The organism is Fusobacterium perfoetens (genome assembly GCF_021531595.1).
Taxonomy (GTDB): Bacteria; Fusobacteriota; Fusobacteriia; order Fusobacteriales; family Fusobacteriaceae; genus Fusobacterium_B.
In genome coordinates this window covers 71278-88257 of record NZ_JADYUD010000007.1, presented here as the reverse complement: position 1 = coordinate 88257, position 16980 = coordinate 71278, and the positions used below count along the sequence as shown (strand labels likewise).

Below are 16980 nucleotides of genomic sequence, written 5' to 3'. Positions count from 1 at the left end.
AAAAATAAACATTTTTTAATAAAAAATATAGATGGCATAATAATTGCTTATTTATAAATTTGAGTTGTAAAAAAGTTTAATGGGAGGAAAAATTTTGATATTAACAAATGGAAGAGTTATAACACAGGATCAAAATAATCCATATATAGAAAATGGAGCTGTTGTTATAAAAAAAGAAAAAATAGTAGCAATAGGAAATACAGAAGAAATTTTAAAAAAATATCCTGATGAAGAAATTATTGATGTTGAAAACAAAATTATTATGCCTGGAATAATAAATACACATCACCATATTTACAGTGCATTTGCAAGAGGTATGGCATCAAAAGGGAAAGCTCCAAAAGATTTTATAGAAATTCTTGAAGGACTTTGGTGGAAAATAGATAAAAAATTAACTTTAGAAGATTTAAAATACAGTGCTTATACAACATATATTGATTGTATAAAAAATGGTGTTACTACTGTATTTGATCATAATGCAAGTCCATATGCAGTGAAAAATAGTCTTTTTACAATAGCGAATGTAGCACAAAAACTTGGATTAAGAACTTGTCTTTGTTATGAAGTTTCTGACAGAGATGGAGAAGAAATTCTTAAAGATGGAATAGATGAAAATATTAATTTTATAAAAGAATATAATAATAATTCACAAAATATGATTAAAGGAATGTTTGGGCTTCATGCAGCTTTTACACTTTCAGATGAAAGTCTTGCAATGTGCAGAGAAAAAATGAAAGGAATAAATGCAGGATATCATGTTCATGTAGCTGAAGGAAAAGCAGATCTTGAGGATTCTCTTAAAAAATATGGAAAAAGAGTTGTAGAAAGATTAAATGAATTTGGAATTTTAGGAAAGAAAACTTTAGCAGTTCACTGCATTCATGTTGATGATAATGAGCTTAATATTTTAAAAAATACAGATACATATGTTGTTCACAATCCTGAATCAAATATGGGAAATGCAGTTGGATGCCAGCCATTTTTAAAATTATTTGAAAAAGGAATAATAACAGGTCTTGGAACAGATGGATATACAAGTGATATGTTTGAATCAATGAAAGTTGCAAATATTATTCATAAACATGTAAATCAAAATCCATCAGTAGCATGGGGGGAAGTTCCTGAAGCTATGTTTAAAAATAATAGAAAAATAGCAGGAGAATATTTTGAAGGAGAATTAGGAATCCTAAAAGAAGGAGCATTAGCAGATGTAATTGTTGTAGATTATGATCCTTTAACTCCTCTTACAGAAAATAATATAAATTCACATATCCTTTTTGGAATGATGGGGAGATCAGTTGTTACAACAATAATAAATGGAAAAGTTGTAATGAAGGACAGAAAACTTATTGAAATAGATGAAAAGGAAATATTTAAACAATCAAGAACAGTAGCTCAAAAATTATGGGACAGAATGTAAGAGAGTTAAATGGAGGGAGGCAATGAAAATGATGAATAATATGATACATCCCACTGACAAGATGTTGGGTATGGGAGATTTATTTCTTTTAGGAATGCAGCATATAGCTGCTATGTGTGCTGGAGCTATGGCAGTTCCAATGATTTTAGGAAATTCTCTTGGTCTTTCTCAAGGAGACATTCATACACTTGTAAGTGCGGCTTTTATGATGGTAGGAATAGGGACACTTCTTCAAACTATAGGAATAAAAAATTTTATAGGTTCAAGACTTCCTATGATAGAAGGTGTAAGTTTTGCTGGAGTTGCAGCTCTTGCAGCAATAGGAATCACTTATAGAAATACTGATCCTATGCTTGGGTTACATATAATGTTTGGGGCAACAATAATTTCAGGTATTTTTTGCTTTTTAGTAGCTCCTGTATTCGGAAAACTTTTAAGATTTTTTCCTCCTTTAGTCTCAGGGGTTGTTGTAACTTCAATGGGAATATCTCTTATGCCAGTTGCAGTAAGATGGGCAGGAGGGGGGAATCCTGCAGCTGCTGACTTTGGAAATTTTAAAAATATATTATTAGCATTTATTACTTTAATAATAATTATAGGGATTCAAAAATTATCAAAAGGATTTTTAGGAAATGTAGCGATTCTTATAGGAATTATTGCAGGAACAATAATTTCAATCCCAATGGGAATAGCTGATTTTTCAGCAGTAAAAGAGGCTGCTTTTGTTACATTTAACACTCCTTTAAAATTTGGAATACCTAAGTTTGAAATTACTTCTGTATTATCTCTTCTTTTAGTACAGCTTGTAATAATGACAGAATGCACAGGAAATCAGCTTAATTTAAGCAATATCTGTGGAACAGATGAAAAAGATGAAAAAAGACTTGTAGCAGGCTTAAGAGCTCATGGACTTTCTTCAATAATAGGAGGAATATTTAATTCTTTTCCTCATGCTTTATTTGGACAAAATGTTGGAATAGTAGCAATAACAGGAGTAGAAAGCCGTTTTGCAGGAACAGCAGCAGGAGTAATTCTTTTAATTGTAAGTTTCTTTCCAAAACTTACAGCAGTGTTTACTTCAATTCCATCTCCAGTACTTGGAGGAGCAGGAATTGTAATGTTTGGTATAGTTGCAGCGGGAGGAATTAAAAAGTTAGGAGAAGTCAGTTATGTAGGAAATAAAAATCTTTTAATAGTTGCAGTGAGTATAGGCCTTGCTTTAGTTCCTGTAACAGTTCCTGAAATTTATAAACATGTGCCTGCATGGGGAAATATACTTTTCCATAGTCCAGTAACTCTTGGTTGTTTATCAGTAATAATTTTAAATATCATTTTTAATGAAACAGGCAATAAAAAATAAAACTATAAAAAGTAAGTAGGAGGAATATAAAAAAATGAGAGATATAATGGTGCCAATGCCTTTTGATAAATTAATAAAACAATGTTTAACAGAATATAGAACTAAAAAATCCCTATTTGATGTAAAAGCAGTGACAAAAGCTGATGAAAATAAAAAAATGGATTTTTGTGGAAGAGAACTGGAAAGCCCTTTAGGTGTAGCAGCAGGACCTCACACACAGCTTGCACAGAATATAGTTGCATGTTATGCAGGAGGAGCAAGATTTATAGAACTTAAAACAGTTCAAAGAATGTTCGGAGAAGAACTTGGAATTCAAAAACCATGTATTCGTGCAAATGATGAAGGATATAATGTTGAATGGTCATCAGAACTTCATGCTTTAGAAGCTATGAATGAATATATAAGAGCTTGGTTTGCAGTTAAAGTTGTAGCAAAAGAATTTGGTTTAGGAAATCCTGATGCTTTCCAATTTAATATGAGTGTTGGATATGATCTTGCTGGAATACAATCTCAATCTGTTGACGGATTTTTAAACGGACTTCATGATGCATCAACTACAAAAGTATTTAAAGAATGTAAAGAATATTTATTAAATAATTTAAATCTTTTTCAAAATGTAGATGCAGATTTTATAAATTCAATACCTGCTCATGTATGTAATACTGTTACACTTTCTACAATGCATGGTTGTCCTGCAGATGAAATAGAAAAAATAGCAGCATATTTAATTGAGGATAAGGGATTTAATACATTTATTAAATGTAATCCAACTCTTTTAGGATATGAATATGTAAGAAAGACAATGGATGAAATGGGGTATGATTATTTATCAATAGATAAACATCAATTTGAAGTTGATCTTAAATTTGATCAGGCAGTAAAAATGATAAATAATCTTCTTAAACTTAGCAGAGTTAAAGGAGTAACTTTTGGGGTAAAACTTTGTAATACTATGCCTGTTGAAATAAAACATGAAGAACTTCCAGGAGAAACAATGTATATGTCAGGAAAAAGTTTATATCCTCTTGCAATTTCTCTTGCAAAAGTATTGGGAGAAGCTATTGGAGATGAATTAGAAATATCTTTTTCAGGAGGAGCTGATAAAAATAATATAGATAAAATATTTGAAGCTGGAATTTATCCAATAACTGTTTGTACAACTCTTCTTCAGCCTATGGGATATGAAAAATTAGCAAAACTTTATGAACAATTACATAATGTTGCTTACCCAGTAAACAGAAAATTAAATCTTGTTAAAATAAATGAACTTGTTGAAAATGTAAAAACAGATAAAAATTACTGTAAATCAGAAGTTCAAAGAAAGAAAACAGATGAGCATATAGATTATAGAGGAGTTTCTGAAAAAGATAATTTAAATTGTAAAGTTCTTTGTCAGACTTGTATAAGAGTATGTCCTAACAGAGCAAATACATATATAGAGACAACAGAAGGAAAAATTATACTTCACATAGATGATTCATGTAATGAATGTGGAAACTGCCAATATTTATGTATTCAACCATGTATGCCGTATAGAGACAGACTTACATATTTTTCATCAAGAGATATGATGGCAGAAAGTGAAAATAAAGGTCTTACAATAGCAGGGGATAAATATTTTGTTCGTCTTGAAAGTGATATTGTTGAATATACATATGATGAACTTTCTGATTTTATGAAATCTGTTGTAGATTCAATTAAGAAAACGCATTCATATTTAATTTAGAAAATTGTATTTCAAGGAGAGCAGATTATTATGGAATTGCTTTTAAAAAATGCAAATATAGTAACAGAAAAAGAAAATTATATCAGTGATATATATATTGCTGATGGAATTATAAAAAGAATAGAAAAAAATATAGAAATTTCCAATGTAAAGACAGTGGATATAGGAGGAAAATATCTTATTCCAGGGGGAATAGATATCCATACCCACTTTAACATTGATGTTGGAATAGCAAAATCAGTTGATGATTTTTATACAGGAACAGTTGCTGCAGCTTGTGGTGGAACAACAACAATAATTGATCATATGGGATTTGGGCCAAAGGGTTGTTCGCTTCATTATCAGCTTGAAAAGTATCACGAATTTGCAGAAAAAAATGCAGTGATAGATTATGGCTTTCATGGAGTGATACAGCATATAGATAACAATATTTTAAATGAAATAGACAGCATGATAGATGATGGAATTCCTTCTTTTAAAGGATACATGACATACGATTACAAACTTTCCGACAGAGAAATGCTGGAACTTTCATATAAACTTTCTTCATCAGGGGGACTTTTAACAGTCCACCCTGAAAATAATGACATCATAGGTTATTTGAAAGATAAATTTGCATCAGAAGGAAAATTATCTCCAAAATATCATGGACAGAGCAGACCTTCAAGATGTGAAGGAGAAGCAGTAAACAGAATGCTAGATATTACATCTGTAACTGGTTGCCCTTTATATATAGTTCATCTTTCATGTGAAGAAGGACTTAGCCATATAAAAGAAGCAAAAGATAAAGGACAGAAAATTTTTGCAGAAACTTGTCCTCAGTATCTTGTACTTGATGAAAGCTGTTATTCTCTTCCTGAATCAGAAGGGCTTAAATATATATGTAGTCCTCCAATAAGAGATAAACATCATCAAGAAAAATTATGGGAAGGAATAAGAGAGGGTTATATTCAGACTGTTGCAACAGATCACTGTTCTTTTAGTTTTTCAGAACAAAAACTAATGGGAAAAGATGATTTCAGAAAATGTCCTAATGGCCTTCCAGGAGTAGAAACAAGGATAGTTCTTATGTTTTCAGAGGGAGTGTCAAAAGGAAGAATAAATATAAATAAATTTGTGGAAGTAGTAAGTACAAATCCTGCAAAATTATTTGGTATATATTCACAGAAAGGTTGTATTGCAGTAGGATCAGATGCAGATTTAGTGGTTATAGATCCAAAATTAAAAAAGAGAATAACAAAAGGAGAACTTCATGAGAATACAGATTATACTCCTTTTGAAGGGATAGAAATAATTGGTTGTCCTATAATGACTATTTCAAGGGGAGAGATAATAGTTGAAAATAATAAATTTACAGGACAAAAAGGAAGAGGAAGATTTTTAAAAAGAAAACCTTTCTCATATTAAAGTTTAAGATGGAGGAAATTGATTTATGAACGAAAATTTCGTTTTTGTAGTAAATGGACAGACTGTTTCTGTCAGTGAAGAAAAAAATCTTCTTGATTACCTAAGAGAAGATTTGGGACTTATATCAGTAAAAGATGGTTGTAAAGAAGGAGCTTGTGGAACTTGTACAATTTTAGTTGATGGAAAAGCAATGAAATCTTGTATTCTTACAACAAAAAAAGCTGTAGGAAAAGAGATAATAACTGTTGAAGGGTTAAGCCAAAGAGAAAAAGATGCCTTTGCTTATGCTTTTACAGAATGCGGAGCTGTTCAATGTGGATTCTGTATTCCTGGAATGGTTATAGCAGCAAAAGCTCTTTTTTTAAAAACTTTAAATCCAACAGGAGATGAAGTAAAGAAAGCTCTTGTAGGAAATATATGTAGATGCACAGGATATGTAAAAATAGAACAAGCTATTCTTATGGCAGCAGAGATACTTAGAGAAAATAAAGAAATAGAACAGCGTGAATGTAAAGGACTTATAGGATCAAATACAGGAAGAGTTGATGCAGTAGCAAAAACTTTAGGAACAGCGAAATATGCAAGAGATTATAAAGTTCCTGGAATGTATTATGGAAGTGCTGTTAGAACCAAATATCCAAGAGCAAGAGTTCTTTCAATAGATTATTCAGAAGCTTTAAAACTTGATGGAGTTTTAGGAGTACTTACTGCAGCAGATGTTCCAGGAAATAACTATATAGGACACCTTGAGTTTATTTCTGACTGGCAGGCTCTTATTCCTGTTGGTGAGATAACAAGATATATTGGTGATGCAGTTGCTCTTGTTGCAGCAAAAGATATGAAGACTTTAGAAGAAGCTAAAAAGCTTGTAAAAGTTGAATATGAAGAACTTCCTGCAATGTTTACACCTGAAGAAGCTATGGCTGAAGGAGCACCTCTTATTCATAAAAAAGAAAGAAATATTCTTGTAAGGGAAGTATTAAAGAGAGGAAATTCAGATGAAGTCATAAAAAATTCAAAATATGTAGTCACAAATATCTATAAAACACCTGGAACAGAACATGCTTATCTTGAGCCTGAGTCAGCTCTTGCTATTCCTGAAGGTGATGGGGTAAGACTTTATACATCAAGTCAATCTATATTTGATGAACAGAGAGAAGTATCAAGACTTCTTGGGCTTAAGCGTGAACAAGTAAGAGTAACTTCAGCATATGTTGGAGGAGGATTTGGTGGTAAGGAAGATATGACAGTTCAACATCATGCAGCTCTTCTTGCTTATGTACTAAAAAAACCTATACAAGTAACTCTTACAAGACAAGAAAGTATAAATTACAGTGTAAAAAGACATCCAATGACAATAGAAATGACTACAGCTTGTGATGAAAATGGAATTTTAACAGCAATGAAGGCAAAAATAATTGCAGATACAGGAGCTTATGCTTCTCTTGGAGGACCTGTTCTTCAAAGAGCATGTACTCATGCAGCAGGACCTTATAATTATCAAAATATAGATATAGAAGGAATAGCTGTTTATACAAATAATCCTGTTTCAGGAGCATTTAGAGGATTTGGTGTAACTCAGTCTGCATTTGCCATTGAAGCAAATATAAATCAACTTGCTGAACTTACAGGAATTGATCCCTGGGATATTAGATATAGAAATGCAATAAGACCAGGACAGGAACTTCCTAACGGACAGATAGCAGATAATGGAACAGCTTTAGTTGAAACTCTTGAAGCAGTTAAAGATATTTATTATAATAATAAGATTGCAGGTATTGCCTGTTCAATGAAAAATGCAGGTATAGGTGTGGGACTTGAAGATATAGGAAGATGCAGACTTACCGTTGAAAATGGAGTTGTAAAAGTAAGAACATCTGCTGCATGTATTGGACAGGGAATAGGAACAGTATGTCTTCAAATAGTTTGTGAAGCCTCAGGTCTTACAACAGATAAAGTTGTAATTGAAACTCCTGATACTCATATTACTCCAGATAGTGGAACAACAACAGCTTCAAGACAAACTGTCTTTACAGGAGAAGCAGCTAAAAAAGGTGGACTTGAACTTAGAAAACTTCTTGAAACTAAAACTTTAGAAGAACTTGAAGGTTGGGATTATTATACAGAATATTCAGGTATAACAGATAAAATGGGATCTGATAAGAAAAATCCTGTAAGCCATGTGGCCTATGGATATGCAACTCAGGTTGTAGTTTTAAACGAGGAAACTGGAAAAGTTGAAAAGGTTGTGGCTGCTCATGATGTAGGAAGAGCAGTAAACCCTAAAGCCCTTGAAGGTCAAATAGAGGGTGGAGTTGTTATGGGACTTGGATTTGCTCTTACAGAAGTAATGCCTGTAAAAGCAGGAGTTCCTCAGGTTAAATTTGGAACTCTGGGATTATTCAGAGCTCCAAATGTCCCAGAAATAAAACCTATTATTGTAGAAAAAAATAAAGCTGATTTAGCTTATGGAGCAAAAGGAGTAGGAGAAATAACAGTTATTCCTACAGCACCTGCAGTTCAAAATGCTTATTATAAATTTGATGGAAACTTTAGAACATCTCTTCCACTAGAACATACATTCTATAAAAAATAATTCTCAAATTGAATATTTACACCATAGGAAATCCTGATTATTTATAATCAGGATTTCTCTAAATAAAATATTTTTTTAATTTTATGCATATTAAGAAAACTTGAATAATTATTGCAGAGATTGTATAATAAAATGTAGTAGTATAAATTTGAAAAGGTGAAAACTTTGTTTTTTGAAAATTTTGGAATAGAAAAAAATACAGTAACAGGAATAACAGGAAGCGGAGGAAAAACTTCACTTATATTTTGTTTAGCAGAAGAACTTTCAAAATATGGAAAAGTTCTTGTAACTACTACAACAAAAATATATGAGCCAGATAAAAAAAAATATGAGAAACTTTTTCTTACAGAAACAAATGAAGTTTTTCAAGGAACAGGAAAAAATATTTTCATCTTTGGAAGTAAGATAGAAAATGGAAAACTTTTATCTCCAACTGAAGGAGAAATATTAAGCCAGAGAAGCTTATTTGATTATATTCTTTATGAGGGAGATGGTTCTAAAAGAAAATTTATGAAATTTTGGAGAAAAGACGAGCCATGTATACTTTCGTTTACAGATAATATTATAGGTGTTGCTAATATAAAAGCATTTGGTCTTTCTTTTTCAGAAGAAAATGTACATAGATACAATATGTATATGGACAAAAATAATAAATTTTATAAAAATAAATACATAGATTTTGAAATTTTAAAATCATATATAAAAGAAGGGAAATTTTTTAGAAACTTTTCAGGAAAAAAAATAATATTTTTAAATGGAATAGAAAATTTAGATGAGTTTAAGATGGGTTTAGAAATAAAAAAAGAAGTCCAGAATCTTATTTTAGGTTCTGTGAAAAAAAGGAAAATATATTTTGAAAATAATATATCAGCAGTTGTTATGGGAAGTGGAAAATCAGAAAGATTTGGAAAAAATAAATTACTTGAAAAAATAGATGGTATTCCAATGATAGAAATACTTTTAAAAAAACTTATAAAATTTCCTTTTAAAAAAATTTTTGTTACTTACAAAGATCAAGAAGTTTTTGAAATATGTAAAAAATATAATGTTATTTCATTGAAGAATAACAGATACTATTTAGGGCAGAGTGAAAGCATAAAGCTGGGAACAAGTAATATAAAAAATGAAAGTATTATGTTTTTTACAGGGGATATGCCATTTCTTTCAGAGGAAGTAATTTTTAAAATAATTTCAGAATATGATAACAGAATAACAATTCCTGTTGTATCAGGAGAGAGATTTTCTCCTGTAATTTTTCCAAATAGATATAAAGAAGCTCTTTTATCTCTTTCAGGGGATATTGGAGGGCGTGAAATAATAAGAAAAGAAAAAGACATTAATTTTATAGATTTTTTTGATAAAAAACCATTTATAGATATAGATACAGAAGAAGATTTTGAAAATTTAAAGGTGGTATTTAAAGATGATAGAAAATAAAGTTGTTATTGTCAGAGGAGGAGGAGATCTTGCTTCAGGTACAATAAACAGATTACATAATATGGGATTTAAAGTTTTAGTTTTAGAGATAGAAAAACCTAATTTTATAAGAAGAAAAGTTTGTTATGGGCAGGCTGTTTATGAAAAAGAATTTTTATTAGAAGGTATAGTTTCAGAAAGAGCAGATAATTTAGATGAAATAAAAAATATTTGGGCTGATGGAAGAATTCCTGTATATATTGATTCTCAGATGGAGATAGTTTCAAAGATAAAACCTATTGCAGTTATTGATGCAATAATTGCTAAAAAAAATTTAGGGATGAGAAAGGGTATTGCTCCTATTACTATTGCACTTGGACCTGGTTTTGAAGCTGGAAAAGATGTTGATGTAGTTATAGAAACTCAAAGAGGACATAATTTAGGAAGAATTATTTTTGAAGGATTTGCAGCAGAAAATACAGGAGTTCCTGGAATAATAAAAGGATATGGAAAAGAGAGAGTAATCCATGCACCTGCTTCAGGAAAGTTAAAAATAGTTCATGATATAGGAAGTATCGTACAAAAAGATGAAATTATAGCTTATATTGATAGTGTTCCAGTATATGCTTCTCTTACAGGGCTTATAAGGGGAATGATAAGAGAGGGAAGCATTGTAGAAAAAGGTTTAAAAATAAGTGATATTGATCCAAGAGAAGAAGAGTTAAAAAATTGTTATACAATATCTGATAAGGCAAGAACAATTTCAGGAGGAGTGGCAGAGGCACTGTTTTATTTGATGAACAGACTATCTGTTAAAAAATAGTAATGAACAGGAGGAAGTATGAAAGATAGTTATGGCAGAGATATAAATTATTTAAGGATATCTCTTACAGAAAACTGTAATTTAAAATGTATATATTGTCTTCCTGAGGATTTTTCTCCTAAGCAATATAATGAAAGAAATATTCTTTCAGAAAAGAATGTTTTATCTATTGCTGAGGCAGCAAAAGAGATGGGAATAAATAAAATAAGACTTACAGGAGGGGAACCTCTTTTAAGAAAAGATATTGTTTCCATTGTTTCTGGAATAAAAAAGATTGGAATTGATGAAATTTATATAACAACAAATGGAATCCTTTTAGCAGATAAGGCAGAAAAACTAAAAAGTGCAGGACTTTCAGGAATTAATGTAAGTCTTGATACCTTAGATGAAAATCAATTTAAAGAAATCACAAGAGGAGGAAAACTTTCAAAAGTTCTTGAAGGAATAGAAAAATCTAGCGATTGTGGTTTGAAAGTAAAAATAAATTCTGTAATATTAAAAGGAATAAATGAAAATGCAATAAAATCTCTTGCAGAAATTACTTTAAAAAAAGATATAGATGTAAGATTTATAGAACTTATGCCTGTTGGGCAAGGAAGAAAATTTACTGGAATAAAAAATGAAGAGATTTATAATTTATTGCAAAATTTATTTCAATTTAATAATAATTTCTTTGAAATAAAAGGAGTTGCGAAATACTACAAGTTAAAAAATAGTATTGGAGAAATAGGATTCATTAGTCCAGTAAACAGTTGCTTTTGTGAAAGTTGCAATAAAATAAGAATAACTTCAGATGGAAACATTAAGAGATGTTTGAATATAAATGGACATAAAAATATTAAAAAATATCTTGATGAAGGTGCAGGAAAAGAAATTATAAAAGATATTCTTAAAGATGAAATATTTAAGAAGCCTGAAAAACATCTTTTTGGAAAAGAAAATAAAGATGAAGAAATGAAAAATATGAACCAAATTGGAGGTTAAATATTGGAAGGCAAAATATTAAAAGCTGTGAGTGATGCAGTTGAAAAAGGAATAGAAGTAGCAGTTGTGACAGTTTTGGAAGTAAAAGGTTCAAGTCCTGGAAAAGAGGGTTCTATGATGGCTGTTTTTTCAGATGGTTCTATTATAGGAACAGTTGGAGGAGGAGCTTTAGAATATGAAATTATCCAAGAATCACTAAAAGCAATAAATAAAAATAGTAGCTGTGAAAAATCTTTTGAACTTACTGAAACAGGAAACCTTCATATGAAATGTGGAGGTTTTATAAGAGTATATATAAAAATATTTGCTAAAAGAGAAAAGCTTTTGATAATGGGAGGAGGTCACCTTGGAGCAGAGCTTTATACTTTAGGAAAATTTTTAAATAAATATGTTGTCATTTTTGATGACAGAGAAGAATTTATAAATAAAGAAAGATTTCCAAAGGCAGATGAACTTATTTTTGGAAAAATGGAGGAAACAGTAAAAAATTATTCTATAGATGAGAATTCTTATATAATAATTGTAACAAGAGGTCATGAAAATGATAAGCAATGTTTAAAAGCAATTCTTGATAAAAAAATTTCTCCTAAATATATTGGAATGGTTGGAAGTAAGGGAAAGGTAATTTCAACATATAAAGAACTTTTATCAGAAGGTTATTCAAAAGAAGAACTTAAAGAAATTTATTCTCCGATAGGTCTTGATATAAGTAATTCAGAACCAAAAGAAATAGCTCTTGGAATTATGGCTGAAATTATTGCTGTAAAAAATAAAAAAATTGCAATACATATGAAAGATATAAGAAAAATAGATGTTGATAATTTAATTTAAAAGAGGTAAAGAATAAGATGGAAAATATGGGAAAAGTTATGGCTGTGTGTATAAGCGAAAAAAGAGGAACAGAGAAAAAAAATATACACGAATGTGAAGTTATAGAGGGATTTGGACTTAAAAATGATGCTCATGGAGGAAATTGGCATAGACAGATAAGCCTTCTTTCTTTTGAAAAAATAGAAGATTTTAAAAGAAGAGGTGGAGATGTTATTGATGGATCTTTTGGGGAGAATATAATAGTATCAGGTATAGATTTAAGAAATCTTCCTGTAGGAACAGTTATAAAAATTAATGAAGTTATTCTTGAAGTAACTCAAATAGGAAAAGAATGTCATTCTCATTGTGAAATTTTCCACAGAGTTGGAGATTGTATAATGCCAAGAGAAGGAATTTTTACAAAAGTCGTTAAAGGAGGAGTTATAAAAGAAGGAGATATAGTAACTGTTCTTTAATTAAATTGGAGGTAAAGATGAAAATTATAGATACTAAAAATGCAGTTGGAACCGTTTTATGCCATGATATTACAAGAATTGTTCCAGGAGAATTTAAAGGTGTAGCTTTTAAAAAGGGACATATTATTAAGGAAGAAGATATTCCTGAACTTTTAAAACTTGGGAAAGACCATCTTTATGTTTGGGAGAAAAAAGAAGGAACTCTTCATGAAAATGAGGCTGCAGAAAGAATAAAAAATCATATTGCAGGAGATGGACTTGTTTTTGGAGAAGTAAAAGAAGGAAAAATTGATTTTTTTGCTGAGGAAGATGGTATTGTATCTATTGATACAGATGAACTTTTAAAAGCTAATTCAATAGGAGAAATTATAATTTCAACAATACATAATAATACTCCTGTAAAAAAAGGTGAAAAAATAGCTGGAACAAGAATAATTCCTCTTGTTATAAGTGAAGAAAAAATAAAATTATTAGAAGAAATATGTAATAAAAGATTTATTTCAATAAAAAGAATTAATCCTAAAAAGACAGCAGTTATTACAACAGGAAATGAAGTTTTTTATGGAAGAATTCAAGATAAATTCGGGCCTGTAATAAAATCAAAAGTTGGAGAATATGGTTGCGAAGTTATATCTCATGTCTTTTCTCCTGATGATAAAGAAAAGATAAAACATAATCTTATTGAGGCTCTTGAAAGCGATGCAGAACTTATAATCTGCACAGGAGGAATGTCAGTAGATCCAGATGATATGACTCCAACAGCAATAAAAGAAACAGGAGGAGAACTTGTAACTTATGGTTCACCAGTTCTTCCAGGAGCAATGCTTCTTATAGCTTATAAAAACGGAAAGACTATCTTAGGTCTTCCTGGTTGTGTTATGTATGCAAGAAGAACTGTTTTTGATTTAGTTCTTCCAAGAATATTAGCAGGTGAAAAATTAACTTTTGAAGATATTGCAAAATATGGTCATGGCGGATTATGTTTAGATTGCGAAGTCTGTCATTTTCCTCATTGCTCATTTGGAAAGGGAGTATAGAATGGATTTTACACATTTCAATGAAGAAGGGAAAGCTCATATGGTTGATGTGAGTGAAAAAAATCAGACACAAAGGACAGCTACAGCTTTTGGGAAAATAAAAGTATCAAAAGAAATTATTTCTAAGCTTTTAAATAGAGAGATAGAAAAAGGAGATGTTCTTGGGGTTGCAAGAGTTGGAGGAATAATGGGAATGAAAAAAACGAGTGACCTTATTCCTATGTGTCATTCTATTTTTATGACAGGCTGTGATATGGAATTTAAAATAATGGAAGAAGAAAGTGAAATTCATATTTTTGCTACAGCAAAAACTGTAGGAAAAACAGGAATAGAAATGGAAGCTTTGACAGGTGTAAGTATAGCAGCTCTTACAATTTACGATATGTGTAAAAGTATAGACAAAAGAATGGTTATTTCTGATATTCATCTTATTTCAAAAACTGGAGGGAAGAGCGGAGATTTTCATTTTTGATTAAGAGTTTTGGAGGCTAGATTTATGAAAAAATTATTTATTTTAATATTTAGTATAATAATGTCTGTTTCTGTTTTTTCTAAAGAAATAGTAGTGAGTGCTGCAGCAAGTCTTAAAAATTGTCTTGAAGAGATAATCCCTGAGTATGAGAAAAAATCAAATGATAAAATAATTTTAAATTTAGGTGGATCAGGAACTTTAAGAACACAGATAGAAAAAGGTGCTGTTGTAGATCTTTTTATATCAGCAAATCAAGAAAATATTAATATGCTTATTGACAAAAATATTATAAAAAAAGAAAATGCTTATGATTTTCTGTCAAATGTACTTATTTTAGTAAAAAGTCCATATAGTAAGAGTGAAATAAAAACTATTGAAGGATTAAAAAACAGTGATGTATATATTGCTGTTGGAAATCCAGAAACAGCTCCTGTTGGTAAATATACTTTACAATCACTTAAAAATCTTGGAATTTTTGAAACATTAAATCAAGAAAAAATAGTTTATGCTAAAGATGTTACTGCAACAGCTCAATATGTACAAATTGGAGAGGTTGATTTTGGAATAATTTATGACTCAGACAAAAATAGAATGAAAAATCCAATAGTTGTTGCTGAATTTCCTGAAAATTCACATGATAAAATAATATATTCTTTAGCACTTCTAAATAATAATAAAGAAACTGAAAACTTTTTTGAATTTTTAAGAAAAGATGAGACTAAAAAAATATTTAAGAAACATGGTTTTATAGTGATGTAGAATGTTTTTTGTAGTAAAAAATTCACTTATTATTGCATTTATAGGAATAATAATAACAACATTTTTATCTCTTGTAATAATTTTTATCAGCGGATATTTCTCTAAAAAAATAAAAAATATTATTGATATTATTGTAACTCTTCCTCTTTTTATTCCTCCCTCTGTGAGTGGTTATTTTATTCTTTCTGTTTTTGGAGTTCAGGGGATAATTGGAAAACCTTTTTATGATTATTTTGGAATAAGATTTACTTTTACTGTTTATGGAGCAATTATTGCAGGGATAATTGTGTCGCTCCCAATAGTTTACCAGAGCATAAGACTTGCAATGTCATCAATAGATAAAGAATACTTTGAAGAGGCTGAACTTCTTGGAGCAAATAATTATCATTTTTTTATGGATATTGTTTTTCCAATGAGTAAGAGAGGAATTATTGCAGGAATTGTTTTAGGAGCTGGAAGAATTTTAGGAGAATTTGGTGCAACTTTAATGGTTGCTGGAAATATTCCAAATAAAACTCAAACTCTTCCTATTGCAATTTATTCAGCTGTTGAAAATGGAGAAGACAAAGAGGCAATGTTTCTCGTCTTAATAGTACTATGGATAAGCATAGTAATAATGTTTGTATATAATTTTTTGAAAAAAAGAGGAGACGAAAGAGATGTATAAAGTTGCAATAGTGACAATAAGTGATAAAGGTTCAAGAGGAGAAAGAGAAGATATAACAGGAAAAGAACTAAAGAAAATGGTTGATGCCCACAAAGATTATGAAACAGTCCTTGAAACAATAATACCTGATGAAGAGTTTATTATTGTTAATAAGCTTAAAGAGATTGCAGATATGGAAGATGTGGATTTAATTTTAACAAATGGAGGAACAGGATTTTCAGAAAGAGATGTTACTCCAGAAGCAACTCTTTCTGTAATAACAAAAGAGGCAAGAGGAATAGCAGAATATATGAGAATGGAGTCTATGCAGATAACAAAAAGAGCTATGCTGAGCCGTGGTGTTTGTGGAATAAGAAATAAAACAATAATTTTAAATTTACCTGGAAGTCCAAAAGGAGCATGTGAAAATCTAGGATTTGTAATTGATACTCTAGTTCATGCTTTGGATATTTTAAAAGGTGCTGCCTCTGAATGTGCTAGAAAATAAAAAAATGAGGATATTGCATATAATAAAAATGCAAATCCTCTTTTTTTATGTATATGGATAATAATAAAATATATAAATACTACTTGGATACAAATATATTTAATGCAAATATAAGAGCTATAAGAATAATATAAGAAATAACAATTGCAAGAATACTCATAAGAGATTTCATTAATATAGTTTTTGAAGTATCTGTATTAATATTTCTGACAGAATAAACTGTTAAAGCTCCAAGTACCCATCCTAAAATTCCAAATCTTATCATAAGAAGAGCTGGAACAAGAAAGATAAAAACATACAATGGAACAGGAGAAAGAACATTAACTCTTTCATTTTTATCAATAGTAACATAAGGAGAAGTTATAAGATAATCAACAAGTTTTATTTCTCTTTCCTTATTATTATCATCTTTAAGAAAGAACTTTCCTCTTTTTCCTTTTATTTTTTTATTATTGTATATAAGATCAATTTTAAAAGGTGAGATTTTTAAATAAATTTTATTTTTTATGAAATTTTTATGATTTATTTGATATTCCATTT

Annotated in this window: 16 protein-coding genes; 15 read left to right on the top strand and 1 reads right to left on the bottom strand. The window is 30.0% G+C overall.

The genetic code is table 11. The annotated features are described in order from the left end of the window. Window positions 1-91 precede the first annotated feature (91 nt). The 15 genes from ssnA to I6E17_RS05610 all read left to right on the top strand — a co-directional run bounded on the left by ssnA (window position 92) and on the right by I6E17_RS05610 (window position 16440). The gene (gene ssnA / locus I6E17_RS05680; RefSeq protein WP_419180979.1) at window positions 92-1420 is read left to right on the top strand and encodes a putative aminohydrolase SsnA; all 1329 of its coding nucleotides are present in this window, start codon (window positions 92-94) and stop codon (window positions 1418-1420) included. A 22-nt stretch (window positions 1421-1442) separates the two neighbouring features. Beyond that, a complete protein-coding gene (locus tag I6E17_RS05675) occupies window positions 1443-2780 on the top strand; it encodes a nucleobase:cation symporter-2 family protein (RefSeq protein WP_235236117.1) in 1338 nt (445 codons plus the stop codon). Between the two features lie 34 nt (window positions 2781-2814). Beyond that, window positions 2815-4506: a selenate reductase gene (locus tag I6E17_RS05670; protein WP_235236115.1), complete on the top strand. Its 1692-nt coding sequence runs from the start codon at window positions 2815-2817 to the stop codon at window positions 4504-4506. A gap of 30 nt (window positions 4507-4536) precedes the next feature. After that, complete coding sequence (hydA, locus tag I6E17_RS05665) at window positions 4537-5913, top strand: dihydropyrimidinase (RefSeq protein ID WP_235236114.1); 1377 nt, start codon at window positions 4537-4539, stop codon at window positions 5911-5913. Window positions 5914-5938: 25 nt separating this feature from the next. Further along, the gene (xdh, locus tag I6E17_RS05660) at window positions 5939-8509 is read left to right on the top strand and encodes a selenium-dependent xanthine dehydrogenase (RefSeq protein ID WP_235236113.1); all 2571 of its coding nucleotides are present in this window, start codon (window positions 5939-5941) and stop codon (window positions 8507-8509) included. Between the two features lie 165 nt (window positions 8510-8674). Continuing rightward, on the top strand, window positions 8675-9946 hold the full coding sequence (gene yqeC, locus I6E17_RS05655) for a selenium cofactor biosynthesis protein YqeC (RefSeq protein WP_235236112.1): 1272 nt from the start codon (window positions 8675-8677) through the stop codon (window positions 9944-9946). After that, window positions 9933-10748, top strand: a complete 816-nt coding sequence (gene yqeB, locus I6E17_RS05650) for a selenium-dependent molybdenum cofactor biosynthesis protein YqeB (protein WP_176828855.1) — start codon at window positions 9933-9935, stop codon at window positions 10746-10748. The genes yqeC and yqeB overlap by 14 nt, the downstream gene beginning before the upstream one ends. Before the next feature lie 18 nt (window positions 10749-10766). Continuing rightward, window positions 10767-11732: a GTP 3',8-cyclase MoaA gene (gene moaA / locus I6E17_RS05645; protein WP_176828854.1), complete on the top strand. Its 966-nt coding sequence runs from the start codon at window positions 10767-10769 to the stop codon at window positions 11730-11732. A 3-nt stretch (window positions 11733-11735) separates the two neighbouring features. Then, on the top strand, window positions 11736-12563 hold the full coding sequence (locus tag I6E17_RS05640) for an XdhC family protein (protein ID WP_176828853.1): 828 nt from the start codon (window positions 11736-11738) through the stop codon (window positions 12561-12563). 17 nt (window positions 12564-12580) lie between these two features. Then, on the top strand, window positions 12581-13018 hold the full coding sequence (locus I6E17_RS05635; protein WP_235236111.1) for an MOSC domain-containing protein: 438 nt from the start codon (window positions 12581-12583) through the stop codon (window positions 13016-13018). Window positions 13019-13035: 17 nt separating this feature from the next. Next, complete coding sequence (locus I6E17_RS05630; RefSeq protein ID WP_235236110.1) at window positions 13036-14055, top strand: molybdopterin-binding protein; 1020 nt, start codon at window positions 13036-13038, stop codon at window positions 14053-14055. 1 nt (window position 14056) lies between these two features. Continuing rightward, window positions 14057-14527, top strand: coding sequence for a cyclic pyranopterin monophosphate synthase MoaC (moaC, locus tag I6E17_RS05625; protein ID WP_176828851.1), 471 nt, complete (start codon window positions 14057-14059; stop codon window positions 14525-14527). Window positions 14528-14551: 24 nt separating this feature from the next. Continuing rightward, window positions 14552-15286 (top strand): molybdate ABC transporter substrate-binding protein, encoded by a 735-nt coding sequence (modA, locus tag I6E17_RS05620; protein WP_176828850.1) that lies wholly within the window; start codon window positions 14552-14554, stop codon window positions 15284-15286. A gap of 1 nt (window position 15287) precedes the next feature. Next, entirely contained in the window at window positions 15288-15953 is a 666-nt protein-coding gene (gene modB / locus I6E17_RS05615; protein ID WP_176828849.1) for a molybdate ABC transporter permease subunit, read from the top strand. Further along, complete coding sequence (locus I6E17_RS05610) at window positions 15946-16440, top strand: MogA/MoaB family molybdenum cofactor biosynthesis protein (protein WP_176828848.1); 495 nt, start codon at window positions 15946-15948, stop codon at window positions 16438-16440. Before modB ends, I6E17_RS05610 begins: the two co-directional genes overlap by 8 nt. 79 nt (window positions 16441-16519) lie before the next feature. Here the strand turns inward: I6E17_RS05610 and I6E17_RS05605 are convergent, their stop codons facing one another. Beyond that, window positions 16520-16978 (bottom strand): hypothetical protein, encoded by a 459-nt coding sequence (locus I6E17_RS05605; RefSeq protein WP_176828847.1) that lies wholly within the window; start codon window positions 16976-16978, stop codon window positions 16520-16522. Window positions 16979-16980 lie beyond the last annotated feature (2 nt).